Consider the following 24,331-nt stretch of genomic DNA (forward strand, 5'->3'; position numbering starts at 1 on the left):
CCAGCGCGTCCGCGACCCGCCGCTCCAGCTCGGCGGCGGGCACGCGCAGGTTCTCCGGGCCGAAGGCGACTTCGTCTTCGACCCGGCCCTGCACAAGCTGCGCGTCGGGGTCCTGGAACACGACCCCGACGCGCCGGGCCACCTCGCCGATCTCCGCTTCCGCGGGATCGACGCCGTCCACGCACACTCGGCCCGTACGGCTTCCTCCCCCGGCGCGGGGGAGATACCCGCTGATCAGCTGCGCCAGGGCCGATTTGCCGCTGCCGCTCGCCCCGACGAGCGCCACCCACTCCCCGCGTTCCACGGTGAGCGTGACGTCCTGCACCGCCGGGACCCCGCCGGGCTCAAAGGCGTAGCTGACGCCCAGCATCTCCAAAGCTGGCCGCGCCATGTTACGCTTCCATCCGGCGCCCGGCCGCAAAGCGGCGAAGGAGCCCGCTGCCGGCCAGGGCATCGCCGAGCAGCTTGACCAACAGGCCGCACAGGATCATCCCGCTCAGCACCCGGACGACCAATGCGAGGAGCAGGACGTCCGTCCCCCATTTCGTATACCCGAACATCTCGGCGGCGAAGAAGAACCACAACGGCACCATCGCGCCCCCGGTAACCGTCAGCATCAGCCAACTCCATTTTTGATAGCGCACAAGGGCAAACGCCACCTCAACAATGACCAGATAACAGGCCGCAGCCACGAAGCAGGACAAGATCCCGTACGCCGATCCCATAAAGGCTTGGACCACCGCACCGATACCGTAAGTAATCAGAGCCGTTCCCGGTTTGCGGATAATATAATACGCCAGCAATCCGTAGATCATATACAACCCGGTGATCGTGGAGGTGAGGATAGGTCCCCCCAACCCGTTCAGCGCCTGATTTAATGGCGACAGGAAAACCGTCAGCACGGCATTCGCCGCCGCCAGCATCGCCATCAGCACGATATCCAGCGTAGTAAAGCGTTGAAACGCCTTGGCGGAACTTGCTTCTTTCACTTGAACCACCCTCTCATCCGTTTTCAACTTAATTGTTAACCATAACTGTTAATTTAGGTTAACAATAAGGCGGCGTCAAGTCCTTTTTTCCGAAGTCTCGCCATCTGCACCCGTTTGAACCGGCTCTTGAAGCGCATGGTTATCGGATTGTTCCGGCCTTCGGGTCATTTTTTTCGCATTACAACATCCACAGGCCTGCCGTCCCCACCAAACTTAACGCGATCGTCCACACGCCAACCGCTGTTAGTGGCACGTCCCGCAAAAACGTACGCTCCCGGTACGCGCCAAATCCTTTGGCGTCCATGGCCCCGGCGGTTTGTTCCACCCGACGGATCGCACCGGTAAATACGGTAACCAGTTGCCCCCGCCATTGTTCCAACCGTTCGGTCAATCCCCGCGGCCGGCGCCCCATCCGGAGCTTGCGAGCGGCTGCCTCCTGTCTTGCTTCTTCCGCCAGCAACGGCAGAAACGTCAGCGCCATCGAGATGCCAAACACAAACCGATACGGCAGCTTCAGCCGGGTCGTCATCATTATGACGAAGTCCTTGGGATCGGTTGACTCGATATAAGTCAGCGAGGATAAGAACAAGCTGACCATCCGCAAGGTTACCACCGCGGCATCGCTAAACGCAGCAGCCGAAACCGGCAGCAATTCCCCGAATCCACCTTCGCGCATTTGCACGGCCAACGCGGTCACGACGAATAACGGCAGGCCAAAGCCTACAATCCAGGCGATGCGCCGCAGCAACCGCCGCCAGCTCATCCCGGCCCCAAGCCGGGCTGCCGCGATCAGCGCCAGCAGCAGAACGGCCTGCTGGCGCGGGTCTTCCCAGTGCATGGCGAGCACGGCCAGACAAACTAACGCAACCCATTTGCTAAGCGGATCAAGACGGTGCAACGCCCCGAGGTTCTTTTTCGTAAGCCCCATCGTTAAGTTATCCTCCCGCATAATGTTCTTTCTTCAGCAAAGAATACATCAGCAAATCGACGAACCCGCTCGCCGTGCGTTGATACTGACGCAGCAGTCCTTCCTCCGCGAACCCAAACGCCTTCAGCAGCTTGCGAGAGGCGTCGTTGCGCGGATCCACCAGCGCTTCAATCCGGTTTAACCCCATCGTTTCATACCCGTAGGCGAGCAGCATCCGCAGCGCTTCCGACATATATCCGTGCCCCCAGTACTCCCGGCCCAGGTCATAGCCGATTTCACCGCGATAAGCCCCCGCGAGTTCCCAGACGTTAAACCCGCAGCTGCCGATCAGCGTCTTCTCCTCTTTGAGTTCGATGCCAAAACGGAGCGCGTCTTCGCTCTCGGATAAACCGTTAAGCAGGTTAATCATTTCCCAGGCTTCCTCCACGGAAGCAAACGGCGGAACATTCATATACTTCGTGACTACAGGATCGCTCCAATAACGAAACATGACCTCCGCATCGCTTCTCCCCATCCGCCGCAAACGCAGCCTTTCGCTTTCCAGCACGGGGATGTCCCCGCCGCATTTATACACGATTGCCCAGCCCCCTTGCTGTTTCCGTTCTAACCTTGCCGATTGTGACCCCGAGTGAACTTCTCCCGACTGAACCGACACCCTTTAATAGCTAATCATATCGGATCAAGCTCGTCAAAGGGGGGCGGCAAATTTTCCGTACAGGCGATTTTCCTTCCAACTTTTCGGTGATACTATTATAGACATAGAGAGCTTTACGGATAGGCTCGCAAGGAGGAACCTGCGCACATGGTATTCACGATCGTCATTCTGGTTGTACTGCTGGTCGTGCTGGTATTCGTAAGCGGCTTGCCGCGTTTTGCGGTGCGCCAAATCACCCAGATGCGTCTGCAGCCGGAGGAGAGCATTTACGAATATTTGGAACGAACCGGGGTATACACCCGCGAACAATTCGAGCAGTTGCCTAAACGACCTGTACAAGTGATGTCCCGCGACGGGCTGAAGCTGGGCGGATTTGTGCTGGAGCTGTTTCCCGAAAGCCACCGCTGGATCATCATCGTGCACGGCTATACGGTTTCGCTGCATGCCTCCACGCAATATATCGACATGTTCCAGAAAGCGGGATTTAATATTCTGCTGGTGGACCAGCGTCGGCACGGAGGCAGTGAAGGCAGCTACACCACTTATGGTTATCAGGAGAAATACGATGTCCAAACATGGGTGCACTGGATATTGGAGAATTACGGGGAGAGCAGCGTGATCGGCCTGCATGGCCAATCCCTGGGGGGTGGAACGGTTCTGGAGTATCTCTCCATCGCTCATCCGAATGTGAAGTTCGTCATCGCTGACTGCCCTTATTCGGACTTAACCGAGCTTATGCGGCATCAGATTTCCAAGCTGAACAAGCTGCCGGCCAAGCCGCTCCTGCCGCTGGTCAACAAGCTGCTGCAGCGTAAGGCCGGCTTTCGTCTGGACCAGGTCAGCCCGATGAAAGCCGTCGAAAACAGCACCTTGCCGGTCTTGTTCATCCATGGCACGGAAGACAATTACGTCCCGACTTATATGAGCCGGGAGATGTACCGTCACAAGCCCGAGCCCAAGGAGCTGCTGCTTGTGGAGGGCGCCGTCCATGCCAATGCTTACGGCATAAATCCGAAGCGGTATGCCGAGGAGGTTCAGTCCTTCATCGAGAAGGCGTTAGGCCAGGAAGAACCGGCCGCCGCTTATTTGCCGAGCATCTGACTTTGGGCCATAACGATATACTGATCGAGGCGCTGGCTTAATTCCAGAATGGTGCCGCTGCTGAAGTTATCTTGGGTAGCGGCATTCATTAACTCCAGACGCAGGTGCTCGATGGTTGCCTTCAGATCGCTGCTGATTTTGTTATTGGTACGGCTTGCGCCTCGTAGTGTTTGGGGTACCATAAAAATCACCTTTTCATTAATCTTGTCCCTATTTTACCTCATGATGCCAAAAAACATATTTTGCAAATTTGATAAAAAATAGCACTCCATGTCGGACTTTGTAAGAAAAGAACAACTGCCTTTTGCGCATTATGCTATTCCTCGACAAAACTCTACCTTATAATAGATATATCGCTGCGCCGGCGCGGCGGTCTTGCCCGGCCCGCAGCTACAAGGAGGGAATCACACATGTTTCATGCCAACGAGTACAGCGGCTCCCGCGAAGAACGGCAGAATGCCGTCTTGTCGCAGCTTCAGGCGCTAATTTTCGAGGAAAGCAACCCGGTCGCCAATTTAGCCAATGCTGCCGCATTGTTGAACTTTTTCTTAGATGATATCAATTGGGTTGGCTTTTATTTATTTGACGGTCAAGAGCTGGTGCTCGGCCCGTTTCAGGGGCTTCCGGCCTGCATTCGGATCCCGCTCGGCAAAGGCGTATGCGGCACCAGCGCGGAACGCCGCGAGACGATGCGAATCGAAGACGTTCACGCTTTTCCAGGGCACATCGCCTGCGACGCCGCTTCCAACAGCGAGATCGTCGTTCCGCTCGTCAAGGAGGGGCAGCTGCTCGGCGTACTGGACATCGACAGCCCGCTCAAAGGGCGTTTTGACGCCGAAGACCAAGCGTTTCTGGAGAAGTTTGTGGCGACGCTGGTCAAGCAATTGCCGGTTCCCGCCTAACGAATGGAGGGTTGAGTCGAATGAGGCTCGTTTCAGCGAACTCCAAAGCCTCTGTGCGTTTAACGCACAGGGGCTTCAATTTTGTTCGGAGAGCTTGGGGCTGAGCTTGAGGCTGAACTTGAGCTGAGCTTGGGGCTGAACTTGGGGCTGAACTTGAGCTGAGCTTGGGGCTGAACTTGGGGCTGAGCCAGGTGCTGAGCTCGGGGCTCCCCCTTGCAACCTCCCGTTTCTAGTTGTGCAGTTGCCCCCCCACCTTTGATACGGATTTATATACGATTTTTCAAGTATATTGTGATGCCTCTGCCCTGTTTGTCCTCGCTTTATATGATTTTTCATATAAAATCCTGCAGTCAACCCTTCCCGCTGCCCGTTTTATATGATTTTTCGAGTATAATCTCGGTTTGGGCGCAATCTTGCCCAATTATGCACGAATTTTCGTATACAATCCGGGGTTAAGCGGGATTTCCTGCCCCCTGTGGGCGGCAAAAAAAACGCAAGCCTCGGGCATCCCCGAACCTTGCGCTCTCTTCTTCGTTTATTTTCGCGGGTTGGCCTTTCGTTCGCCGGATCCCGCTTCCTCTTCCCCCGGCTTCTTGATGATGACCAAACCCTCCACATGCCGCTTGCCCATCAGCTTGCGTTTCTTCCGGTTCTCCTTCGAATCAAAGACGATATCGAGATCGTAGTCCTCCGGATAGAGCGACTCGCTCTTCAAGTAAGGCTTCAAGCGCTTATGATTGATTTTGATTTTCTGCTTCTGGACCTGCACCATGACCATCCCCCAACGATCCGACGGTTCAACGACGATGCCGATCTTGCCGATGGAAGTCACGAGAACGGCGTCGCCAACCTCAAACCTGCGGGAAGGGGGAACCGCCCCCGCCATCGCGTCCCTGGTCGCGTCCCCGGTCGCTTCCCCAGCCCCTCCTGCCGCCGCTGCCCCGGCTTCGCCGGACGCCCCATCGACTTCCTCGCCGCCGCGGCCACTTTCCTCACGCTCTGTCTCCGCTGCTGCTCCGGCCCGCTTCCCCCCGCTGCCGCCGGGGGTTCTGCCGCTTCGAGCCGCTGCCATCGCCGGGGACGGGGACGGGGCCACCTTCGCCGGTACGATCTCGTCCCAGCGCAGCCCTCCGCCTCCGGAATCATCGGCGGATTGCTGGCGGCTGACGATGTGCTGCGAGCGTTCGATCACCCCGCCGGACATCCCCAGCTTGCGGGCGATTTCGATCGCATAGCTGCGGCCGGATTGCCCAATGGTCAACCGGTACAGCGGACGCAGCGTCTCGGCGTCGAATTCCATCCGCGCGTTCTCGAACCCTTCCGCTCGGGAGGCAAAGGTCTTGAGCTCGTTGAAATGGGTCGTGACCATTACGGTTGCCCCTTTACGGGCGAACTCCTCCAGAATTGCAATCGACAAGGCGATCCCTTCGCCCGGGTCAGTGCCCGCAGCCAGTTCGTCGATCAGCACCAGGGTGGCAGGACCCGCTTCCTTCAGGATCTGCACTAACGCTCCGATTTGGGCAGAGAACGTGCTGAGCGACTGCTCCAAATTCTGCCCGTCCCCGATCACCGCGCGGATCCCCTGGTACACGGCAAACCGGCTGTCTTGCGCCACCGGCACCAGCAAGCCGGATTGCACCATTAAGGACAGCAGGCCAAACGTTTTTAGGACCACTGTTTTCCCGCCGGTATTGGGTCCGGTGATGATCAGCGTCCGGTAATCCGCCCCGATCGCCATATCCAGAGGCACCATCGTTTGCAGCAATTTCGGATGTTTGGCCCCGCGAATCACCGTGTAGCCGGTGTCACTGAGCTGCACCGCAGTTCCGCCGATCGCAGCAGCGTACTTCGCTTTGGCAAAAATAAAGTCGTACGTTCCCGTAATCTCAATGTTCCGCATCAGGTCGGCCGCTTCCCGTTCGACCAAACCGGCGAGGTAACCCAGAATTTTGGCCTCCTCCCGTGCCTCTTCCCCTAGAAGCAGCTCCAGCTCCCCCTGCAAGGCTGCAACCTCCTGCGGTTCAATGAACACGGTCTGCCCGCTGGTGGATTGGTCCAGCATCCGTCCGTTGACTTGCTTGTAGTAATCTTTTTTGACCGGAATGACGTATCTGCCGCCGCGTACGCTGACAAGATTCTCCTGCAAAATGGAGGCGTGACGGGCCATGACCGACTGAAGGCGCTTCTGGATCCGCTCTTTGACGATGCCGATTTTCTTCCGCGTTTTCTCCAGCTCCCGGCTCGCTTCATCCGTGATTACTCCGAACCGGATGCAGCGGAGAATTTCCTGCTGCAGCGACGGCAAATCCTGCAGCTCGTTGGCATAAACCCCGATTCGCCAGGCCAGCTCCCCTTTGGAAGTCATATATTTCTTGAGCTGCCCGCAGCTATGCAGAAACGTCTGCACGGCCATCAAATCCTGTTCGGTGAACAGATAACCGGTGCCCAGCAGGGAGACGACCAGCTCGATCCCTTCCAGGGAGGGCAGCGGTACGCTGGCCCCTTTCCCGTATAAGGCAAGCGCTTCGGCCGTTTCTGCAATCGCCCGTTCGATCGCCCGTTTCTCCGTCATCGGCGCAAGCTCTTCAATCCGCTGCCGGCCGGCATAAGATACCGCGTAACTCAACAAATCCTGTTTGATGCTTTCATATTCCAACGTACTTCGCGAAAATGTAATCAAGCGATAACCTCCTCAAGGTATGGTTTGGGATTCCTTCTTTCCGGCATAAAAAAAGGCAAAGGACCGCACGTATGCCATCCTTTGCCTATACCTCTCCCGTTTCTGCCCCTGAGAAAATCAAAAAAACCGTGCTGAAAACAGCACGGCTTCATCATTTCCATCATGACGGCAGCTGGGAGTAGCTGCAAGATGTCCCGCGTGTGTTCTTAACTAATTCATAGACCGAAACAAGCGTACGGGAAAATACGGGCACGCTTAGTCTCCAAGCGGCACGTTCCTGTACCCAATGTAACTGTCTTTATGAAGTTGCTAGTTAAGAACCTTCACCGACATCAAAATCTCTCCTCTTTAGAGGTTGTTCAAAAAGTCATCTTTCGATCACGAAGCATTCCAGGAAGCGATCTCGACATCGAATCTTGAATTCACCCGGGCCCTCCGTTGCTCACGTAGGTTCCACTACGCTCCGCTACTCAGTCCCTAGCTTCATTCAACCTTCTCGGTGCTCCAAACCTGCCTTTTTGAACTTCATTGTAACTAGGTTGTTCAAAAAGTCATCTTTCGCTTAAGGAAAGAAGGAATATCTCCAATTTACCAAAAAGAGGCGCTATTCGTCAAGAATTCGGGTTTCGGCACACTACATCCCGGTTTAAGTGGAATATCTTGCTAATTGAGTGAATTGATTAATTTTATTCTTGCGATCATTTCATGTATTATATATGGGATGTTAATTTGTTAACTCGGCGTTAAATTCAAGTCAACAAAAGGAGCTTTTGCGGAAAGGAAGGAAACAAAGTGTCACAATTCAATCGCATCCGGCTCGCCAACATCCAGCCGTTTGTCTTTTTCTCCGTCATTATGATCTTGAAGATTTATCTCGTCTGGACGTCCATTTTTGATGGAGTTCCCGCTTGGGGGCCTTTGCTGAAGGAAATTCCGTTTATCTGGATTTTGTTCTGCCTGATTGAATGGTTCTCCTCCAAACGTAAGATCGGCCTTTATCTCACTGTAAATTTGATTGTTACCGCGATATTTTTCGCTGCGATTATGTATCATAAATATTATGGGGTGATCGTAAACTACACGGCCCTGCAGCAAGTCAACCAGGTCACCGCGGTGAAGAACAGCGTATTCTCTTTGCTGGCCCCTTATTATCTGCTGATCTTTTTGGACATTATCGTGATCGGCTTCTGGCTGCTGCGCAAGAAGCGCGCCGAGAAGCTCAGAGCTTTCTTTAATCTGAAAAAAGCCAGCACCGGCGTCATCACGGGGATTTTCGCCTTCTCGCTGCTGCTGTGCATCTTTAACATCTGGCCGAACCGCGCCAGCATGAACGAAATCAAGCAAGCCGAGAAAATGGGCATCCTGAACTATGAGACTTACACGATCTTCTCCAGCACCAAGAAGGAAGAACTGGTCGACAAGAACCAGATCTCGCAGGCCAAGATCGATAAGCTCAAGGGCATTACCCAACCGGCCGAGCCGAAGTATTTTGGCGCTGCCAAAGGCAAGAACCTGATCATCATTCAATTGGAATCGTTCCAGAATTTCCTGATCAATCTGAAGGTCGACGGTCAGGAAGTGACGCCGAATATGAACAAGCTGGTGAAGGAGAACACCTACTTCAAGCATTTCTATCAAATGGTAGGCCAAGGCAATACGTCCGATGCCGAGTTTGTCGTCAATACCTCGTTCTACATTCCATATAATGAGGCGGCCACGCAAAACTACCCGAACAAGGACCTGCCAAGCTTGCCGAAGCTTATGCGGGATCAGGGTTACGATACTGCGACGTTCCATACCAATGTCGTCGATTTCTGGAACCGCGGCGAGTTGTACAACGCGATTGGCTTTAACCGCTATTATGACCAGAAATGGTTTGGCACCGAAGATACCGTCTTCTTTGGCCCTTCGGATGAAGTGCTCTATAAGAAGACTGGCGATGAGCTGGATCGCATGCAGCAGACCGGACAGCCGTTCTATACTCAGGTGATTTCAATGACGGCGCATCATCCGTTTACGACGCCGCATGAGAAGGATAAAATCCAGCTTCCGGAACGTTATCAGGACAATATGGTCGGCGATTATCTGCGGGCGCAAAGCTATGCGGACTATGCGTTGGGCCAGTTCATCCAGAATCTGAAGCAAAGAGGCATTTGGGATAACAGCGTAGTGGTCATTTACGGGGACCATCTCGGCTTGCCGATGTATTCCCTGGACAAACATGGGCTCGAGCTGATGAAAGAAATCTACGGCCGGGATTACAGCTATATCGATATGATCAACATCCCGCTGCTCCTGCATGTCCCCGGCACCGAGACGCCTTCGGTCATGGACAATGTCGGCGGTCAGGTCGACATCCTGCCAACGGTAGCTAACCTGTTCGGCATTAACCTCGAGAACCATATTCACTTCGGCGAGGATCTTCTGAACCAGACGTCTTACAACCTGCTGCCGCAGCGATACTATCTGCCTTCCGGATCGTTCCTGAACGACCAGGCTTTGTTTATCCCGGGGGTTTGGTACGATGACGGCACGAAGTACCCGCTGGCCAAGGACGGCGTAGATCAAGCGCTGACTACCGAGAGTGAATACAACCGGGCCCTGGAGCTGCTCCGCCTCAGCGACAGCTATGTACAGCAGTTGCCTGACCGGGTGAAGGAGAACAAGGAATAATAAGCGATTTGCCTAACAAAAGCCGCAGGCCTCCCTCTTGGGATCGCCTGCGGCTCTTTTTTTACACCGATGATATTTACAAGGCAGGAGTAGCTGCTCCGTCCAGCGCCTTGTTCTCTTGGAACGGCCCCGGAACTTCTTGGCTGACTCCGCGTTCTCGAAGCAATTCTTGCTCTTTCATGCGCAGATGCTTGCGGCCTCTCCAGCGGAAGAAGGAGAACACGCCGCGGATATATTCGTCACTGATCATGCTCGCGTAAATCGCAATGATTCCCCAGCCGAGCGACACGCCAAACCAATACGAGCAGCCGGTCGCCACCACCGACATAAAGATCAAGGAAATGATCATCGTGTACCGGGTATCCCCTACCGCATTCAATGAGTTCCCGAGCGCCATGTTGATCATTTTTCCCGGTTGCAGCAACAGGTTCAGCCACAGTAGCGCCGCGCAAAGGGTCAGAATATCGGCGTCTTGCGTAAACAGCCCCAGCAGCTTAGGACCAAACAGTACCAGGATAAACGCATTGACGATGACCAACGGCAGCCCGAAGGCTAACACGCGGTATACTGCACGGTAGGCTTCCTTGGTCTTGCCCGCACCGTAGAGATGGGCGATCTGGATTTGCGCCGCCATCGCCAGTGAGAAGCCAAGCATGAAGCAAAAGGACTCCAATGTATTCATATAGGTTCGAGCCGCCAGCTCGGTGGAACCTAGCACCGCGAGGAACGAGAAGATCGCCAGCTGAGAGAATACCCAACTCGCCGAATTGACCCCGAGCGGCCAGCCAATGACGAGAACCTCCTTGAACAGCTTCCGGTCAAATACCGGTATATCTCTCAACCCGATACGCCGCTGGAAGGTGCCGAGGAAAATAAACAGCAGCACAATCGTGGCGATGAGACGGCTGATTACCGTTGAAATCGCTACCCCGGTCAACCCCCACTGCGGAAATCCAAAGGCACCGAAAATAAAGCAATAGTTCATGAAGATATGAATGACGTTCATGCCGACCGCTGTATACATCGGCCCTTTCGTATTCCCGGTATTGCGGATCGCGGTCCCCAGCATGGAGATCATCGCGGTCAGAATCATCCCGCCGCCAACGATCGATATATAGATTTTGGCCAGCGGCAGCAGTTCATCCGGCAGTTGCAGCATCGTAGCGATCGGCCCGGGAACGGCGATCAGCAGCAGGCTGAGGAAGATCCCGATCGCTGCGGTTACCTTGAAAGCGATAATCGCTACGGTCCGGGCATCCTCTTCGCGGCCCGAGCCGATCTTCTGAGCAATGACGATCCCCGCACCGCTTGCGACCGTGGCGAACAACGTGGTCAGCGCATTAAACAGCTGATTGGAAAACCCAACGACCGCCACGGCGTTGTCGGAGATGCGGCTGACCATCAACGTGTCGACGGTGCCCAGCAGGATCTGCAGGAACAACTCGATAAATATCGGCCAAGCGAGCAGCCAGAGGGAAAATTTATCCTTCTCGACGCTCTTGATTTTCTTCATTATTACAACCTCCTGGTTATCGGAGAACCCTACGGATTCCCTGTCATCGTGTTAGCATGAAACACATTATAGTTGCTAAAGTCATTTTGATGTATCATAGAATCAACTCAATCTTTCAATATTCCAACCTCAGAGGAGCTGGTACCCTTTGCCTCCGATTATCGAATTTACTGCGCCCCCTCTGCCCCATTACATCGTCAGCGGCTCGGCGGTGATCCCGGCGGGAGGCAAGCATCCCAGCCGGCAAAATATCGGTGCCTTCGATCTCCTGGTCGTTGAGCATGGACGATTATTCATCGGCGAGGAAGGGCGCGACTACGAAGTAACGGCAGGACAAGCGCTGATTCTCCGCCCGGATTGCTACCATTATGCGCTGGAAGGCTGCCGGGAGGATACGCTGCACCATTGGCTGCATTTTCAACTCCTGGGCGATTGGCGGGTCGTGGAGGAGGAGGAATATCGGCATTGCGGGTGCAGTATGACGGATAAGGACATCCCCGGAGCGATCTCCCTGCCTCCGTTCACCGCAACGTCGTACACGGTCCCCCTGCCCCAATATGCGAAGTTGGCCAAGCCGCAAAAAATCATCACCCTGCTGAATGATCTGTTCGAATTGAACCGGAACCTCCATTTGGACAGCGTACGGCTGCGCCAGCAGGCCCTTTTTCAGGACGTGATCGTAGAGTTGTCCACCTCGTCCACTAATGCCGGGCTCCCTCCGCAGTCGGCTTGTGCCGAGAAGGCGGCCTCCTATCTGCGCGAGCATTACGATGAACCTTTTTCCGCGCAAAAACTCGGAGAGAGCATCAATTTTCACCCGGTCTACATCGCGCGCTGCATGCAGAAGGTGTTCGGCTGTTCGCCCGCCGTTTATCTGCAGCGTCTGCGGATCGAACAAGCCAAACTGCTGCTCCTTCAAACCGATCTGACGATCGAGCGGATTGCCGAAGAGGTCGGCTTCAACCAAGCCGCGTATTTCACGGCCTGCTTCAGCAAAACGGAAGGTTTATCCCCGCGGAAATACCGCCAGCGATTTACTTGGAACCAGGAATAAGGCGGCCCGTTCCGCGATCCCCCAAGACCGACTTTTTTGCTTCTCGGTCGGGACTTCTCTATAATTCAAAGAAAGCAACCGCTTTGATTTGATCCTTAAACCAACTGGGGGAAATGTATTGACACTCGTGAAAATATTCGCCGACAGCATTTCGGATTTGCCGGAAACCTGGGCCGCCGCATACGATATCGGCATTGTTCCGCTTTATGTCGTTTTCGGCGAGACCGCCTACAAAGATAAGCTGGAGATTACCACCTCCGACATTTACCGCCGGGTCGACGAGGACGGAGTCCTGCCCGGAACAGCCGCTCCTGCCCCGGCCGATTTCATCGCCGCTTTCGCGCCTTGGATTGAGCAAGGGCATACGATCGTGTACATCAGCATGTCATCCAAGCTCTCGTCCACTTACCGGAATGCGTTGATCGCCGCAGCCGAATTTCCCGATGGACGCGTGCATGTCGTGGACTCCCTGAATGTTTCCGGCGGTATAGCGTTGCTGGTGGTGAAAGCCGCCATCGCTGCCAAGCAGGGGGCTAGCCCTTCCGAACTGGTCGGCATGCTGGAGGAAATGCGGAACCGGGTCGAAATCGAGGTGCTGGTGGACAATCTCGACTACCTGCACAAGGGGGGCCGCGCTTCCAGCGTTCAGTATATGATCGGGAGCCTGCTCAAAATCCGGCCCGTGCTGAAAGTCAAGGATGGCCTGGTCATCTCCGCCGACAAGTACCGCGGCAAAACCGAGAAAGCCGTCGAACGAATGCTTCATAACTTCATCAACAACGTCCACAAGGTCGATCGGGAGCTCATTATCGTCGCGCAGACGCTGGCTGAGAAAGCCGCCGGCTTCATCAGGAACACCCTCCTCGAAAAGACGGATGTGAAGGAAGTCGCCATTATTGAAGGCGGGTGCGCCATCTCCTGCCACTGCGGCCCGCGAACGGTCGCCATCATGTATCTTCGACAACCGAATTACGCCTTGTAAGCCGAATTGATCTCCCATATCAATCAAACGGAACAGGCCCTTTCGCCAGCCAGAACCTTACCGGTGAAGGGGCTTATTCCGTATGGAAACCATTACGTCTCGTCAAACGTAATAAGGGTTAGGAGGTGGGGAACATGAGACTTTATCGGATGGGCCGGATAGCATTGCTGGCGACCGCCTTATTGCTGACGCTGGACGCGTTATGCTTCGGCAGCGCCAATCGGGCCAATGCGGGAGTTTGGAATGATTGGGTCAACGGCGTGAAGGAATTGTCGCAGCTCCCCGCCGAAGTGAATGAACTGAAAGCCGATTACGCGGCGACGGTGGACAAGCTTGAAGAAGCCCGGGGGACGCTGGAGGAAACCCAAAGCACACTGGACGCGTTCCGGCAGCAAAACGAAGAGCTGATCGAACGCAACCGGGAGCTTACCGCTACCGTGGCCGCCTTGACCGAAGCGCAGCAAACCCGCGATGCTCATGCGCGCAAAATACGCGTTATGTTGTTTACGGCTGCCGGGCTGTTTGCCGGATATTTTATCGTGCTGCGGCTTATTCGTCTAGCCCTTCGCCGTTGATTTGAATTTCGATAGGCTCGGCTCCCGGGCAGGAGGTGAACCCCATGGACATATTTGAGCATCACGAGCCTTCCACGCTGGGCGGTCAGGCCGTTTCTTTTGACCTGGCCCCCGGAGAATTGCTGCATATCCTGCATCCCGGTCAAGTGATCGCCTATCGCGGTTCCGCCGCGCAGCGCAGCGACAAGCTGATGGACGCCAAAGGAATTTACCGCAAACGCAAGCTGATCCGCTCCGATTACAGCGGGCCTTGCCGCCTGGTCGCCGCATTTCCTCCCTCGGTCGGTTTGAAGACGCTGACGCTGACGGAGGAGAGTGATTGGCTGTATGACTTTCGACAGCTCTTTTTTTATACGGAAGGCATACGGATGGAGACGCGGATACTCAGCATGAAGAACATGATGATTACGCGCGATGCGGTGAAGGTCAAATTTTCCGGGCAGGGGCAGATCGGCGTGCTGACCCAGGGACAAGTGCTGGAGCTGCCGCTCCATCCGGAAGAACCGCTTTACGTCGATGCCGGGCGGGTGTTGGCCTATCCCGAGCACGCCAAGCTGGAACTGTCGGTTTACGGCAACCACTTGGCCAGCCAGCATATGCGCTATCAATGGAAAATCACAGGGAACGGGTCCGTCCTTATTCAATCAGGCGGCGCCGGGAGCCAGGAGCTGGAGCGGGACCTGCAAGAGGAGGACGGCATCGTGCGCCGTTTTCTGCGCGAGGCGCTTCCCTTTGGCGGGGTATTTATCAAATGAAAACAAGGCCGGACATTGGGAGGATTCTCCCGTTGCCCGGCCTTTTTCGCATCCTGCGGCGCTCATCGTGTTCAAAATATCCGAAGCGATCATTTCTTCCCGGGGTCGATATCCTGGGGACGGAGCCCCTCCCAAATATTCGGGATGTTCGCCTTGGACGGATCTTCGAAGACGAGAAAAGCCGTTGGCAAATAGCGCTCCCCATATTCGGACGAAGGCTTGTTGACGATATTCCCGCCTTCCTTCACCAGAACAGTGGACGATCCGCCGTCCAGGTTGGCGGCGATCACCGCGCCGTGTTCCAGCATGATCTGCTGGACATCGTACAGGCTGGCGCCGATGCTGTATCCCGGCTGGCGTCCGTCAATGACGACGAACAGGATCGCACCGTCTTCGCGCTGCCCCATGGCCGTCCGCGGCGCGATGCCCCAGCCTTCTTTTTGACTGCGGATCTGCCCTTTGCCATTCACGATGATTCTCGGCTGGAACGTTACCGCTTCCTGGATCCCCAACTTGTTCAGTTCTTCCAGCGTATATTTGCCGGCGATCATCTTGCCCTGCTTATCCAGACCGACGATTTGCGTCGCCGCGCCCGAACTGATCCCGTTGTAATACAGCTTCCCTTGCGAAATGACTACGCCGATCGGCTTGAAGCCGTTGCCCTTCCAGTTCGGGTCGGCAAAGCCGCCGCCATTCACGCCGGCGAGAGCTCCGGTCCGCTCCACCATGCTAGAGACCTTCTCCCCTTTGCCTCGTTTGGCCGGCACGCCTAAACGAATTTTGGTCGGGTCATTTACGGTCATCACATAACCGTGGTAGCTGTTACCCGAGACCTCCTCGATCTCGACGAGCGGCTTCTCCGTCTTCACGTCTTCTTTGTCGACGTTCGGCAAATCAATCGTATGCGTGTCTTTCTCCGTCCCCATCTGCTCGAATCGAGCCTGGTAGGCGGCGACTCGCTTGTCCAGTTCAGCTTGTCCAATAATATATTTCGCCCAATGGCGATGCTGCGTCGTAATCAGCGTATCGGCCATCAAATACCGCATATTGTTGCCGGACGGGGTGAAGAACAGCCAGATCAAGGCGGCCGTTCCGATCAGCATCATCGCAATGATAAACCGGGATAATAGAAAGAAAAATCCACGTTTCCGCCGTTTCTTCACGGACGTGCGTTTCTTCGCACCCGTTCCCCTCTTCACCGACGCACGGCTGGGTAGTGTAGGCGTTGGCATGATGCTTGTCTCTCCCTTGCTCTCTAAGATAGCTAGCTGTACATTTAACGTTCATTCTAGTCCGAAAGTTTCATCGCCTTAAAGAAGGCCTGCGATCGCACCAATGCAGCGACCGCAGGCCTTCTCCTCATCACAGCGACCACCAGATCTTCACGGCGGTGAAGGCGAGGTTGGCAGCATTTTCTATCGTAACCCACCTAAAAACCCGCCTGCATCAGCAGGCGGGTTTCTTCTCGAAGCACGGCTTCAGCGTAGCTCTTACCTGACATACTTCCCCACGCAGGGCGTACAGTTGCTTAAATCCCCGCCTTCTCAAGATCCGGGCAGCCTTCATGACCGCCAAACGGCGATCCGCCAAAATGAGAACCGGGTCCTCCGGCGACAGCTCTTTATTCCATACGAACGGCAGCCGCCCCAGCGAAATGTTGACTGTTCCATCCAAATGGCATTCTTCATAATACGACGCATCCCGGACATCCAGCTTCTTCGTCTGCGGCGGAAGCCCGGTTCCGCATAGCGCTGCGGCCTTAACGAACGTCAGGCCCGGGACAGGCCACATCACCCGCAGCAGATATCCGCTCACGGCTGCGCCAAGCAAGATTCCTCCAGTCATGGCCAATGCCGCGGTCACTCTACATCATCCTCCCAGGCCAGCATCCCGCCGATCATGTTGACCACGTTGTAGCCTCTTTCACCGAGCAGTTCACAGGCCAGGCTGCTGCGTCCGCCGCTGCGGCAGACGACGATCAGCTCTGCGTCTGGATCCAGCTCTGCGTGCCGCTCCGGCAGCTGACCCAGCGGGATATGCTTCGCCCCGGGAATATGGCCTTCGGCCCATTCGAGCGGCTCGCGTACATCCAGCACATGAACCGGCTCGCCTCGTTTGATCCGGGCGGCCAATTCGGCCGGGGTGATTTCCTTCTCTGGCTGAAACGCCATGTGTATCGTCTCCTTCTTTATATTAACGACTCTTGACCAGCAGCTCGACGGCTTCCTTCACCAAATGTTCGGTGTCGCCCCCCTTGGCCTGTTCCTCCAAGATGCACTGCTGCAGGTTATCCGCTACAATCTGCGCCATCGCTTTATCCGCCGCGCTCCGCACCGCGGACAATTGGCTCACGACCTCCTTGCAGGGCTTCCCTTCGTCCATCATCCGAAGCACGCCGCGAACCTGGCCTTCTATTCGTTTCAATCTGCGTTTGACTTCTTCCGCATAATGATAGTCGTCAGTCATGTCCCGCACTCCTTTCCATTCATCGTGCCTGACACCTCTCTCTATACCCCCACGGGTATAGATTGTAATTGAATATCCCCGCAGAGTCAACCTGCCCTGCCTCCAATAAGGAGAGGGCGGAACCAAGCTGGTTGTCCGCCCTCGGGTCTATTGCGATAGGTTGATTGCTTTTTATTGCAGCGTAATGTCCTTCTCCCAGGTTAACTCCTGGCCTTGCTCATTGCCGAATACGAAGGTCACCTTGCCCTTCTCGCCTTTCATTTCATCGGGATACAGAAAGCCCATAAATTGTCCGTCCCCGCTGATGTAAAATCCGTCCCCGCCGTCTTGCCCATGCTGGATCGCTTCTTCCAGCGTATTCACGATATTATTTGTCTCGGAGGTCCAATGGATCTCCTTCAGCATATAGCCCTCCGGCGCTTTTTTGACGGAGAAGTCGAAGCCGCCCCCTTCCGCAAGCGGTTTAGGCGTCTGGTCGATGACGATCAGGATGTCCCCGTTAGCAGCCCCGTTTGCATCGGTTGGGTTATCGTTCGTTTCCCCTTGATTGTTGTCCGTAGCCGTCTCATTGCCCGAAGTTGCCGAGTTATCCCCCGAATCGGGTTTGGCCGGAGTTGGGGCGTTGACCCCAGCCGTATTCGATGGCGCATTCTGGTTCTGCCCCGCAGATTCATTGCCGCAGGCGCTCAGCATCAGCACCGCCGCCAGGGCTGACGTCAAAAGTATCCTTGTTTTACGTTTCATCATGAGTTTCTCCTCCGTTAAAGGTTTCTTTATCTGATAAGGTAAAATAGAAAGCTACACCTTGCTTGGTATTCAACGCTCCATATTCACTGCCATGCAGCTCCAGGATATGCTTGACGATTGCCAGCCCCAGCCCGGTCCCGCCGGACTTGCGGTCCCGCGAACGTTCCGCCCGGTAGAAATGGTCCCAAATCCGGGCCAGATCCGCCTCGGCAATGGATGGGCCGGCATTTTCAATCGTTGTTGTAATTGTTCCCCCATCGTCCCGGTGCAGTGCGATGCGAATCGTACTCTGCTCCCGGGCATGGCGAACGGCGTTGCTTAATAAATTCAGGAGCACCTGCTCGATCCGCCGCGGATCGGCCCAAGCCGTAACCTCGCTCTGACCATAGTGCAGTTCGCCTTCCCCGCTGCTCTGCGTCAGTTCGATTCGAAGCCCCTTCGCTTCCAACTGCGGGTTGAAGGACTCGCTTACCCGCTGAACGAGGCCGGTCAGGGAGAAACTACGGGGGGACAGCTGCACCTTCTTCACCTCAAATTTGGACAACTCCAGCATATCCATAATCAGGGCGTTCATGCGGTCGGTTTCGCTGACGATCAAGGCCAGATAACGCTCCTTCTTGTCGTCCGCCACGCCATCCTGAAGGCCTTCCGCAAACCCCTTGACGATGCCTAGCGGCGTCTTCAGCTCATGCGAAATATTGGCGATCAGCTCTTTGCGCAGCTCTTCCGCTTTCCGCTTCTCCTCCACGTCTTGCTGCAATTGACGGTTTGCACGGGTCAGCTCCTTCAACGCCTGATCCAAATTGCGCGACAACCGCGCCAGATGACGGGACAACTCGCCGAACTCATCCTTTGACCGGACCTCCGGCACCGCGGAGAAATCCAGCTCCGCCAGCCGGGCCGCCGCGCGATTCAGAGCGAGCAGCGGACGGGAAACGAACCGCGAGAAGATCAGGGACAGCAGCACCACCAACACGACGATAAGCGGAGCCAACACGATGACATATCGCTGGAGAATGTCCACCGCCTCACCGACCGGCTGCAAAGAGGTTAAGGCCACCATATAGCGGGGCCCCGCCTTGCCCTCGTGCGTGAGCGGCTGCAGCAGCACGGCGTACTCGACGCCGCTCCACGCATCGCGCCATTCGAATCGAACCGCCTCCCCGGAGCGCAGCCGGGTCTCGGCAGCAGCCGCGCCGGATTGGGCCCGCCAAGCTTGGAGCGCATCATCGATGAGCGCATCCTGGTAATAAGGATTGTAAGAGCGGGAATTCAGCTCCGGCAGCAGCAGATCCGTGACCTCTCCTTCCACCCGCACCAGCCCCGGATCGGGCTCACGGCCCGCCTCTTTCGACAGCCGGATGTCTACGGGATTCAGAATCGTGTCCCGTTCATCCATAAACATCCCGTCGACCGTCAGCCGCTCGCCGAGGATCACCTGGGGAATCGCCTCGCTTGTCGTCCCTTCTGTCGGTATCACAACCTTGACCGATTTCCCTTCCCCTGTCCGCAAATCGATGAAATAAGGTTCATAACGGAGCTGGGCAAATTCCCGATTCAGAATCGCGATGCTGGCGTCATGCCGGTTCATGTATTCCCCCAGCAGCCGGGAGATCCGCAGGTCGTCGTCCGGATGCTCAGCGTACTGCTTGGCAAAGCTCTCCATGCTCCCGGCCAGCCGGTTGATTTGGGTACCCCGGTAAAACCGTTCGAAGAACAACCCTTCCGCCGCCATCACCACCCCGAAAGCAAGCAGAACCATCACCGCAGTCACGACGAACAACTTAAAAACAACGCTATGCCGCTTCATAGATTCGTATCCCATTTATAGCCCGATCGGATCACGGTCACGATGTAACGCCCTTCGTCTCCCAGCTTGGCTCTTAATTTCTTGATATGGGTATCCACCGTCCGCGAATCTCCCAAATAATCATACCCCCACACCGCATCCAAGATAGCCTCGCGGCTCAGCACCTTGCCGGCATGCTTAACCAGGAAGATTAGCAGTTCATATTCCTTGGGCGTCAAATTTACCGGTTCGCCCTTTGCCGTCACGACATGAGCTTCCCGCTGGATCGACAGATCGCCGAAGACTTGCAACTTGCTGTCCCGGCCAACCGTGCCTTCTCTCCTCTTCATCAGCGCGGTGGCCCGTGCAACGAGCACTCTGGGACTCAGCGGTTTCGTGACATATTCGTCAGCGCCCAGCTCGAATCCGAGAAGCTGATCGTCGTCTTCGGACCGGGCTGTCATGATGATGATCGGCACATCCGATTTGCCGCGAATTCGCCGGCACACAGACCAACCGTCCATCTCGGGCATCATGATGTCCAGCACGACCAGATCGACGGCGGTTTGCTCGAACATCTCCAGCGCGATCCGGCCGTTCTCCGCTTCATGCACTTCCCATTGTTCTTTTTTAAAATAGTCCGTGATAAACTCGCGCATCAGCGCATCGTCTTCCACCAGCAATATGCTTCGTTTCATTCCGGCATCACCTATGCTCGTATTCTGGCCTTCCTACTCCACTTGTATGAATTCGGGCGACACCTCCCGTTCTCCTTGCCAAATCAAGTATAACGAAGCGATGTGTCCGCCGTGTGAACTTGGGGTGAACAAGAAAAAAAGAGGCCTTCCGCGGATTGATCGCGAAAAACCTCTGTCTCCCTCTTATGAGGCGCTGTTCGTGGTCTTAGTTGCAGCCCTTGCATTCTCTCTTTCGTCATGGGCAGCCCTTCCTTAAATCTTATACGCCTTCATCGCTTTGCGCAGCTCCTTGAAGGTAGGACGTTTGCCGTACAGCAGGACGCCGGTGCGGTAAATCTTCGCGGACAACCAGCCGAACAGGAAGATCGCGACGGCCAGGACGACCAGCGAAACGGCGATTTCCCATACCGGCGGCTCGCCGATGCCAACCCGCACGATCATCGATACCGGCGAGACGAACGGGATGAAGGAACTTACCTTCATGAGCAGGGAGTTCGGCGTGCTCAAGCTGAAGATCCCGATATAGAACGCCGCCAGGGACAACATCGTAATCGGCATGACCGCCTGCCCCAATTCCTCAGTCCGGCTAACCAGCGATCCGATTGCAGCGAACAAGGTCGCATACAGGAAATAGCCCAAAACGTAGAAGACCAGACCCAGCACCAATACTTCTACACGGATGTCGGACAGATTCAGATCTAAATTCGCCAGCACCGGCTGATTGTAAGGCAGCGAAAGGTTGACCGCGATGACTATTGCGAAGACGGCGATCTGCAGTAAGCCGATCAGGAACATGCCCAGAATTTTGCCGAACATTTGCGCAAGCGGCGAGACGCTGGTGATGAGAATTTCCATGATGCGCGAGCTCTTCTCTGCAGTTACCTCAGCCGAGATCATATTGCCCGTCATCATAATCGTCATAAAGAATAAGATGATCAGCACATACACAAGCACATAATTAATGGGGCCGGCATCCGCTTGACCTCCGGACTTGGTTGCCCCCGCTTCCGCGGAAGCCTTCACCGCATCGATTTGGACCGGTGCGCTCAACGCAGCAATCTGCTCATCGGTCAGCATGCCCTTCGTCAGATACTCCGCCTTGACGTTCTGCAGTGCGGCCTGCAGCGCCGTTTGCAGTCCCATCCCCAAGCTATCTTTCTTCGAGGTATACATAACGGCCGGGAATACCCCATCCCCTGCATTGGCGAATTGCAGATATCCGTCGATATCCCCCGCATCCAATGCCGCTTCCAGTGCCTTCTGATCCGCCTGTTCATAAGGTACCAGCGTGTAGCCGGCTGCCGGCTGCTTCTCCGTATAGGCTGCAAGCGACTTCGCCAGCTCCGGCTGACCTTCGTACACAAGGCCGATCTTCGCAGGTTGATCATCTCCGCCGGTGAACTTGTCGATCAAATAAGGCAAATGCAGCGCGATGGTCACTAGCAGAGCTAACACAAGCGTAGTAATAAGAAATGACTTGGTTCTAACCTTATTCATGAAAGTAAAGCCGACAACCGTTCCCATTTTATTCATTCGACTCACCTACCTCTTTGATAAAGATTTGGTTCAGCGTGGGTTCCTTGATCTCGAAATGCTCCACTTCACTGACTTCCATCGCTTTGCGCAAAATCTCCTGCGCCGCCGATACCTGCGAGATGCGTACCAGGTAACCGCGCTCTTTCCGTTCAACCTTCTCTACGCCTGCAATATGCTCAAGCCCGGCCACCTCTCCGGTGGTATGCAGCAGGACCTCTTCGCGGGGATAACGTTTTTTGATTTCCTGCAGATTCCCCTGCAGCACGGTGTTCGAGCGGTGCAGAATGGTGATGTTGCGGCACAACTCCTCCACATGCTCCATCCGGTGGGTCGAGAACAGGATGCTGGTGCCTTGGTCCCGCAGCTCCTTTACCGTCGCCTTCAACAGCTCAACGTTTACCGGGTCCAGTCCGCTGAACGCTTCATCCATAATCACGATTTTCGGTTTATGGACAACCGCAGCGATGAAGCCCATTTTTTGCTGATTCCCCTTGGACAGCTCTTCGATCCTCTTATCGTAATATTCCGGTACCTCGAACCGATCAAGCCAATATTTCAGACTCTTGTCGGCTTCTGTCGAAGACATCCCCCGCAGGCGGGCCAGGTAAATGATCTGATCGCTGACTTTCACCTTCGGATATAGGCCGCGCTCTTCCGGCAGATAACCCATTTGCGACTGCATCTCGCGGCCATAAGGCTTGCCGTTGTAGAGGATTTGTCCGCCATCCGGATAGATCAACCCCAGGACCATACGCATCGTTGTCGTCTTGCCGGCGCCGTTTGCCCCGAGCAGCCCGTAAATCTCCCCTTCCTCGACCTGCAGTGAGATGTGATTAACGGCCGTCTTCTCTCCAAACTGCTTCATTACATTATCTAAAACCAATGGATTCGCCATATTTCCTCTCCTTCTTCTAAATGAGATTATTGCGGTTCAACCCTCGCCGCTTCCTGTGCCGGATTGACCGGCGGATGCCCTTGAATCCACAGCTGGAGGATTTCATCCAACTCCAGGCTGCGGGTCTGCATCACCTGCAAGCCTTTGGCCGCAAGGCTCCGCTGCAGCTCCCCTTCATGCTGCTCCTGAACGACCAGCTTAGTCACCGACGGACCATCCACGCAGAGAATGGTGCCTTCCGGCAAATCCCCCGGCGAACATCCACCGCTGCGGATCCAGATTTCCTTCCAACTGCTGAACAGCTGGTCTTTCTCGGCCATCCCCAGCACCTGTCCCTGGTGCACCAATGCGATGTAGTCCGCCAGGCGCTTCACTTCCTCCGCGACATGAGTTGCGATCAATATCGTCATCTCCTCGCCGGCCATGAAATCCCGGAGCTCGTCGATCATGCTCTTCCAGGCAAACGGATCCAATCCGGAGGAAGGCTCATCGAGCAGCAGCACCTTCGGCCGGGCCGCCAGGGCCGCTGCGATTTCGAATTTTCGCCGCTCCCCTTTGGATATCCGGTTTAATCGCTCCTGTCTTGGGATCTGAAATCGATCCATCAAGGTTTCAAAGAGCTTCTCGTCCCAGGACGGGTACCAATGGGACCTGAACTGAGCCGCCCGCTCCGCCGTCATATAATGTTCTTCCGCCTCCGGCGCTTCGGGAACATACCCGATTTGTTGGCGCAGCTCAATTGGCATTACTCCAGCAATAGTTTGCCCGAACCAGCGGATCTCCCCCGCATCCGGTCTGAGCGTCTGCTGGATCATTTGCATGATCGTGCTTTTTCCCGAACCGTTAGGACCGACCAGAGCTACGATATACCCCTTCGGCACCTGCAGATGCAGCGGTCCAATCGTCTTGCGCCGCCCTTGTTTAAGCGCTCCGACCAGCTCAATTGCCATGGCTTGTTCCATTAGTCCGTTCCCCCCTCGCTGGGCGCCGAATCATATTTCTGCTTAACGATTTGCAAAAACAGCTGCTTCAGCTCCTCCGCCCCATACTGCAGCGATTTTCCGGTATCGACGGCCTTCTCAATCGCTTCTTTCACGACAGCGGTGCGGTATTCATCGCGTTCCCCCGCACTCACTTTAGCGACGAAGGTGCCGGTACCCTGCCTGGTTCGAAGCAATCCCTCCGTCTCCAAATCCTGATAGACCCGGCGGACCGTAATCACGCTGCAGTTTAGAGCACCGGCGAACTCCCGGATGGATGGCAGCAGCGTCCCTTCTTCAATTTGCCCGCTGACGATCAGGGATCTAAGCTGCGACTCGATTTGATGATACATCGGCGCGGCGCTATTTTCGTTTATTTGAATGGGAATCCACACCTTTCTTGCTCACCTCCG

General features: G+C 55.4%; 25 protein-coding genes. 7 read left to right on the forward strand and 18 right to left on the reverse strand.

What is annotated here, in order from left to right:
* From BN3795_RS00505 to BN3795_RS00520, 4 genes are all read right to left on the reverse strand, one after another.
* Positions 1 to 391: ATP-binding cassette domain-containing protein (locus BN3795_RS00505; protein WP_198524605.1), on the reverse strand; the 391-nt coding region annotated here is incomplete at its 3' end.
* A gap of 1 nt (position 392) precedes the next feature.
* Positions 393 to 929, reverse strand: a complete 537-nt coding sequence (locus BN3795_RS00510; protein WP_068782961.1) for an ECF transporter S component — start codon at positions 927 to 929, stop codon at positions 393 to 395.
* A 238-nt stretch (positions 930 to 1,167) separates the two neighbouring features.
* Positions 1,168 to 1,917, reverse strand: a complete 750-nt coding sequence (locus tag BN3795_RS00515; protein WP_068782799.1) for an energy-coupling factor transporter transmembrane component T family protein — start codon at positions 1,915 to 1,917, stop codon at positions 1,168 to 1,170.
* Between the two features lie 7 nt (positions 1,918 to 1,924).
* Positions 1,925 to 2,491 carry a GNAT family N-acetyltransferase gene (locus BN3795_RS00520; protein WP_068782800.1) on the reverse strand — a complete coding sequence of 189 codons (567 nt, stop codon included), beginning with the start codon at positions 2,489 to 2,491 and terminating at the stop codon, positions 1,925 to 1,927.
* A gap of 228 nt (positions 2,492 to 2,719) precedes the next feature.
* Between BN3795_RS00520 and BN3795_RS00525 the strand changes: the two genes are divergently transcribed.
* Positions 2,720 to 3,673: an alpha/beta hydrolase gene (locus BN3795_RS00525; protein WP_068782801.1), complete on the forward strand. Its 954-nt coding sequence runs from the start codon at positions 2,720 to 2,722 to the stop codon at positions 3,671 to 3,673.
* Here the strand turns inward: BN3795_RS00525 and BN3795_RS00530 are convergent.
* Positions 3,655 to 3,855, reverse strand: coding sequence for an aspartyl-phosphate phosphatase Spo0E family protein (locus tag BN3795_RS00530; RefSeq protein ID WP_068782802.1), 201 nt, complete (start codon positions 3,853 to 3,855; stop codon positions 3,655 to 3,657). The genes BN3795_RS00525 and BN3795_RS00530 overlap by 19 nt on opposite strands.
* 228 nt (positions 3,856 to 4,083) lie before the next feature.
* On the opposite strand from BN3795_RS00530, the gene BN3795_RS00535 reads away from it, so the two are divergent.
* The gene (locus BN3795_RS00535; RefSeq protein WP_068782803.1) at positions 4,084 to 4,575 is read left to right on the forward strand and encodes a GAF domain-containing protein; all 492 of its coding nucleotides are present in this window, start codon (positions 4,084 to 4,086) and stop codon (positions 4,573 to 4,575) included.
* Between the two features lie 535 nt (positions 4,576 to 5,110).
* On the opposite strand, the gene BN3795_RS00540 is transcribed toward BN3795_RS00535, so the two are convergent.
* Positions 5,111 to 7,255: an endonuclease MutS2 gene (locus tag BN3795_RS00540; RefSeq protein WP_068782804.1), complete on the reverse strand. Its 2,145-nt coding sequence runs from the start codon at positions 7,253 to 7,255 to the stop codon at positions 5,111 to 5,113.
* 792 nt (positions 7,256 to 8,047) lie between these two features.
* On the opposite strand from BN3795_RS00540, the gene BN3795_RS00545 reads away from it, so the two are divergent.
* A complete protein-coding gene (locus tag BN3795_RS00545; RefSeq protein ID WP_068782805.1) occupies positions 8,048 to 9,928 on the forward strand; it encodes an LTA synthase family protein in 1,881 nt (626 codons plus the stop codon).
* A 76-nt stretch (positions 9,929 to 10,004) separates the two neighbouring features.
* Here BN3795_RS00545 and BN3795_RS00550 read toward each other — a convergent pair whose 3' ends face one another.
* Positions 10,005 to 11,441 (reverse strand): MATE family efflux transporter, encoded by a 1,437-nt coding sequence (locus BN3795_RS00550; protein ID WP_068782806.1) that lies wholly within the window; start codon positions 11,439 to 11,441, stop codon positions 10,005 to 10,007.
* Between the two features lie 148 nt (positions 11,442 to 11,589).
* On the opposite strand from BN3795_RS00550, the gene BN3795_RS00555 reads away from it, so the two are divergent.
* From BN3795_RS00555 to BN3795_RS00570, 4 genes are all read left to right on the forward strand, one after another.
* Complete coding sequence (locus BN3795_RS00555; protein WP_068782807.1) at positions 11,590 to 12,495, forward strand: AraC family transcriptional regulator; 906 nt, start codon at positions 11,590 to 11,592, stop codon at positions 12,493 to 12,495.
* Positions 12,496 to 12,613: 118 nt separating this feature from the next.
* Positions 12,614 to 13,477 carry a DegV family protein gene (locus BN3795_RS00560; protein ID WP_068782808.1) on the forward strand — a complete coding sequence of 288 codons (864 nt, stop codon included), beginning with the start codon at positions 12,614 to 12,616 and terminating at the stop codon, positions 13,475 to 13,477.
* Positions 13,478 to 13,611: 134 nt separating this feature from the next.
* Positions 13,612 to 14,052, forward strand: a complete 441-nt coding sequence (locus BN3795_RS00565) for a hypothetical protein (RefSeq protein ID WP_068782809.1) — start codon at positions 13,612 to 13,614, stop codon at positions 14,050 to 14,052.
* 44 nt (positions 14,053 to 14,096) lie between these two features.
* On the forward strand, positions 14,097 to 14,807 hold the full coding sequence (locus BN3795_RS00570; RefSeq protein WP_068782810.1) for an AIM24 family protein: 711 nt from the start codon (positions 14,097 to 14,099) through the stop codon (positions 14,805 to 14,807).
* An 89-nt stretch (positions 14,808 to 14,896) separates the two neighbouring features.
* On the opposite strand, the gene BN3795_RS00575 is transcribed toward BN3795_RS00570, so the two are convergent.
* From BN3795_RS00575 to BN3795_RS00625, 11 genes are all read right to left on the reverse strand, one after another.
* Complete coding sequence (locus BN3795_RS00575) at positions 14,897 to 16,039, reverse strand: phosphodiester glycosidase family protein (RefSeq protein ID WP_068782811.1); 1,143 nt, start codon at positions 16,037 to 16,039, stop codon at positions 14,897 to 14,899.
* 214 nt (positions 16,040 to 16,253) lie between these two features.
* Positions 16,254 to 16,670, reverse strand: a complete 417-nt coding sequence (locus BN3795_RS00580; protein WP_068782812.1) for a rhodanese-like domain-containing protein — start codon at positions 16,668 to 16,670, stop codon at positions 16,254 to 16,256.
* A complete protein-coding gene (locus BN3795_RS00585; protein ID WP_068782813.1) occupies positions 16,667 to 16,978 on the reverse strand; it encodes a rhodanese-like domain-containing protein in 312 nt (103 codons plus the stop codon). The genes BN3795_RS00580 and BN3795_RS00585 overlap by 4 nt, the downstream gene beginning before the upstream one ends.
* A 22-nt stretch (positions 16,979 to 17,000) precedes the next feature.
* A complete protein-coding gene (locus tag BN3795_RS00590; protein ID WP_068782814.1) occupies positions 17,001 to 17,273 on the reverse strand; it encodes a metal-sensitive transcriptional regulator in 273 nt (90 codons plus the stop codon).
* Between the two features lie 171 nt (positions 17,274 to 17,444).
* On the reverse strand, positions 17,445 to 18,020 hold the full coding sequence (locus BN3795_RS00595; protein ID WP_232729811.1) for a hypothetical protein: 576 nt from the start codon (positions 18,018 to 18,020) through the stop codon (positions 17,445 to 17,447).
* On the reverse strand, positions 18,007 to 19,830 hold the full coding sequence (locus tag BN3795_RS00600; RefSeq protein WP_068782816.1) for a sensor histidine kinase: 1,824 nt from the start codon (positions 19,828 to 19,830) through the stop codon (positions 18,007 to 18,009). Before BN3795_RS00600 ends, BN3795_RS00595 begins: the two co-directional genes overlap by 14 nt.
* Positions 19,827 to 20,507: a response regulator transcription factor gene (locus BN3795_RS00605; RefSeq protein WP_068782817.1), complete on the reverse strand. Its 681-nt coding sequence runs from the start codon at positions 20,505 to 20,507 to the stop codon at positions 19,827 to 19,829. The genes BN3795_RS00600 and BN3795_RS00605 overlap by 4 nt, the downstream gene beginning before the upstream one ends.
* 252 nt (positions 20,508 to 20,759) lie before the next feature.
* A complete protein-coding gene (locus tag BN3795_RS00610; RefSeq protein WP_068782818.1) occupies positions 20,760 to 22,040 on the reverse strand; it encodes an ABC transporter permease in 1,281 nt (426 codons plus the stop codon).
* Entirely contained in the window at positions 22,033 to 22,938 is a 906-nt protein-coding gene (locus BN3795_RS00615; RefSeq protein ID WP_068782819.1) for an ABC transporter ATP-binding protein, read from the reverse strand. The genes BN3795_RS00610 and BN3795_RS00615 overlap by 8 nt, the downstream gene beginning before the upstream one ends.
* Before the next feature lie 26 nt (positions 22,939 to 22,964).
* Positions 22,965 to 23,900 (reverse strand): ABC transporter ATP-binding protein, encoded by a 936-nt coding sequence (locus BN3795_RS00620; protein ID WP_110944917.1) that lies wholly within the window; start codon positions 23,898 to 23,900, stop codon positions 22,965 to 22,967.
* The gene (locus tag BN3795_RS00625) at positions 23,900 to 24,313 is read right to left on the reverse strand and encodes a GntR family transcriptional regulator (protein WP_068782820.1); all 414 of its coding nucleotides are present in this window, start codon (positions 24,311 to 24,313) and stop codon (positions 23,900 to 23,902) included. The genes BN3795_RS00620 and BN3795_RS00625 overlap by 1 nt, the downstream gene beginning before the upstream one ends.
* Positions 24,314 to 24,331 lie beyond the last annotated feature (18 nt).

The sequence above is a fragment of the Paenibacillus phocaeensis genome, assembly GCF_900021165.1.
Lineage (GTDB): Bacteria > Bacillota > Bacilli > Paenibacillales > Paenibacillaceae > Fontibacillus > Fontibacillus phocaensis.

Excerpts from the sequence above, each read along its gene's own strand:
- BN3795_RS00565 (WP_068782809.1), top strand. The coding sequence starts at position 13,612 with ATGAGACTTTATCGGATGGGCCGGATAGCATTGCTGGCGACCGCCTTA.
- BN3795_RS00530 (WP_068782802.1), bottom strand. The coding sequence starts at position 3,855 with ATGGTACCCCAAACACTACGAGGCGCAAGCCGTACCAATAACAAAATC.
- BN3795_RS00510 (WP_068782961.1), bottom strand. The coding sequence starts at position 929 with ATGGCGATGCTGGCGGCGGCGAATGCCGTGCTGACGGTTTTCCTGTCG.
- BN3795_RS00570 (WP_068782810.1), top strand. The coding sequence starts at position 14,097 with ATGGACATATTTGAGCATCACGAGCCTTCCACGCTGGGCGGTCAGGCC.
- BN3795_RS00575 (WP_068782811.1), bottom strand. The coding sequence starts at position 16,039 with ATGCCAACGCCTACACTACCCAGCCGTGCGTCGGTGAAGAGGGGAACG.
- BN3795_RS00550 (WP_068782806.1), bottom strand. The coding sequence starts at position 11,441 with ATGAAGAAAATCAAGAGCGTCGAGAAGGATAAATTTTCCCTCTGGCTG.
- BN3795_RS00525 (WP_068782801.1), top strand. The coding sequence starts at position 2,720 with ATGGTATTCACGATCGTCATTCTGGTTGTACTGCTGGTCGTGCTGGTA.
- BN3795_RS00620 (WP_110944917.1), bottom strand. The coding sequence starts at position 23,900 with ATGGAACAAGCCATGGCAATTGAGCTGGTCGGAGCGCTTAAACAAGGG.
- BN3795_RS00615 (WP_068782819.1), bottom strand. The coding sequence starts at position 22,938 with ATGGCGAATCCATTGGTTTTAGATAATGTAATGAAGCAGTTTGGAGAG.
- BN3795_RS00590 (WP_068782814.1), bottom strand. The coding sequence starts at position 17,273 with ATGACTGACGACTATCATTATGCGGAAGAAGTCAAACGCAGATTGAAA.
- BN3795_RS00610 (WP_068782818.1), bottom strand. The coding sequence starts at position 22,040 with ATGAATAAAATGGGAACGGTTGTCGGCTTTACTTTCATGAATAAGGTT.
- BN3795_RS00535 (WP_068782803.1), top strand. The coding sequence starts at position 4,084 with ATGTTTCATGCCAACGAGTACAGCGGCTCCCGCGAAGAACGGCAGAAT.
- BN3795_RS00600 (WP_068782816.1), bottom strand. The coding sequence starts at position 19,830 with ATGAAGCGGCATAGCGTTGTTTTTAAGTTGTTCGTCGTGACTGCGGTG.
- BN3795_RS00595 (WP_232729811.1), bottom strand. The coding sequence starts at position 18,020 with ATGATGAAACGTAAAACAAGGATACTTTTGACGTCAGCCCTGGCGGCG.
- BN3795_RS00515 (WP_068782799.1), bottom strand. The coding sequence starts at position 1,917 with ATGGGGCTTACGAAAAAGAACCTCGGGGCGTTGCACCGTCTTGATCCG.
- BN3795_RS00585 (WP_068782813.1), bottom strand. The coding sequence starts at position 16,978 with ATGGCGTTTCAGCCAGAGAAGGAAATCACCCCGGCCGAATTGGCCGCC.
- BN3795_RS00605 (WP_068782817.1), bottom strand. The coding sequence starts at position 20,507 with ATGAAACGAAGCATATTGCTGGTGGAAGACGATGCGCTGATGCGCGAG.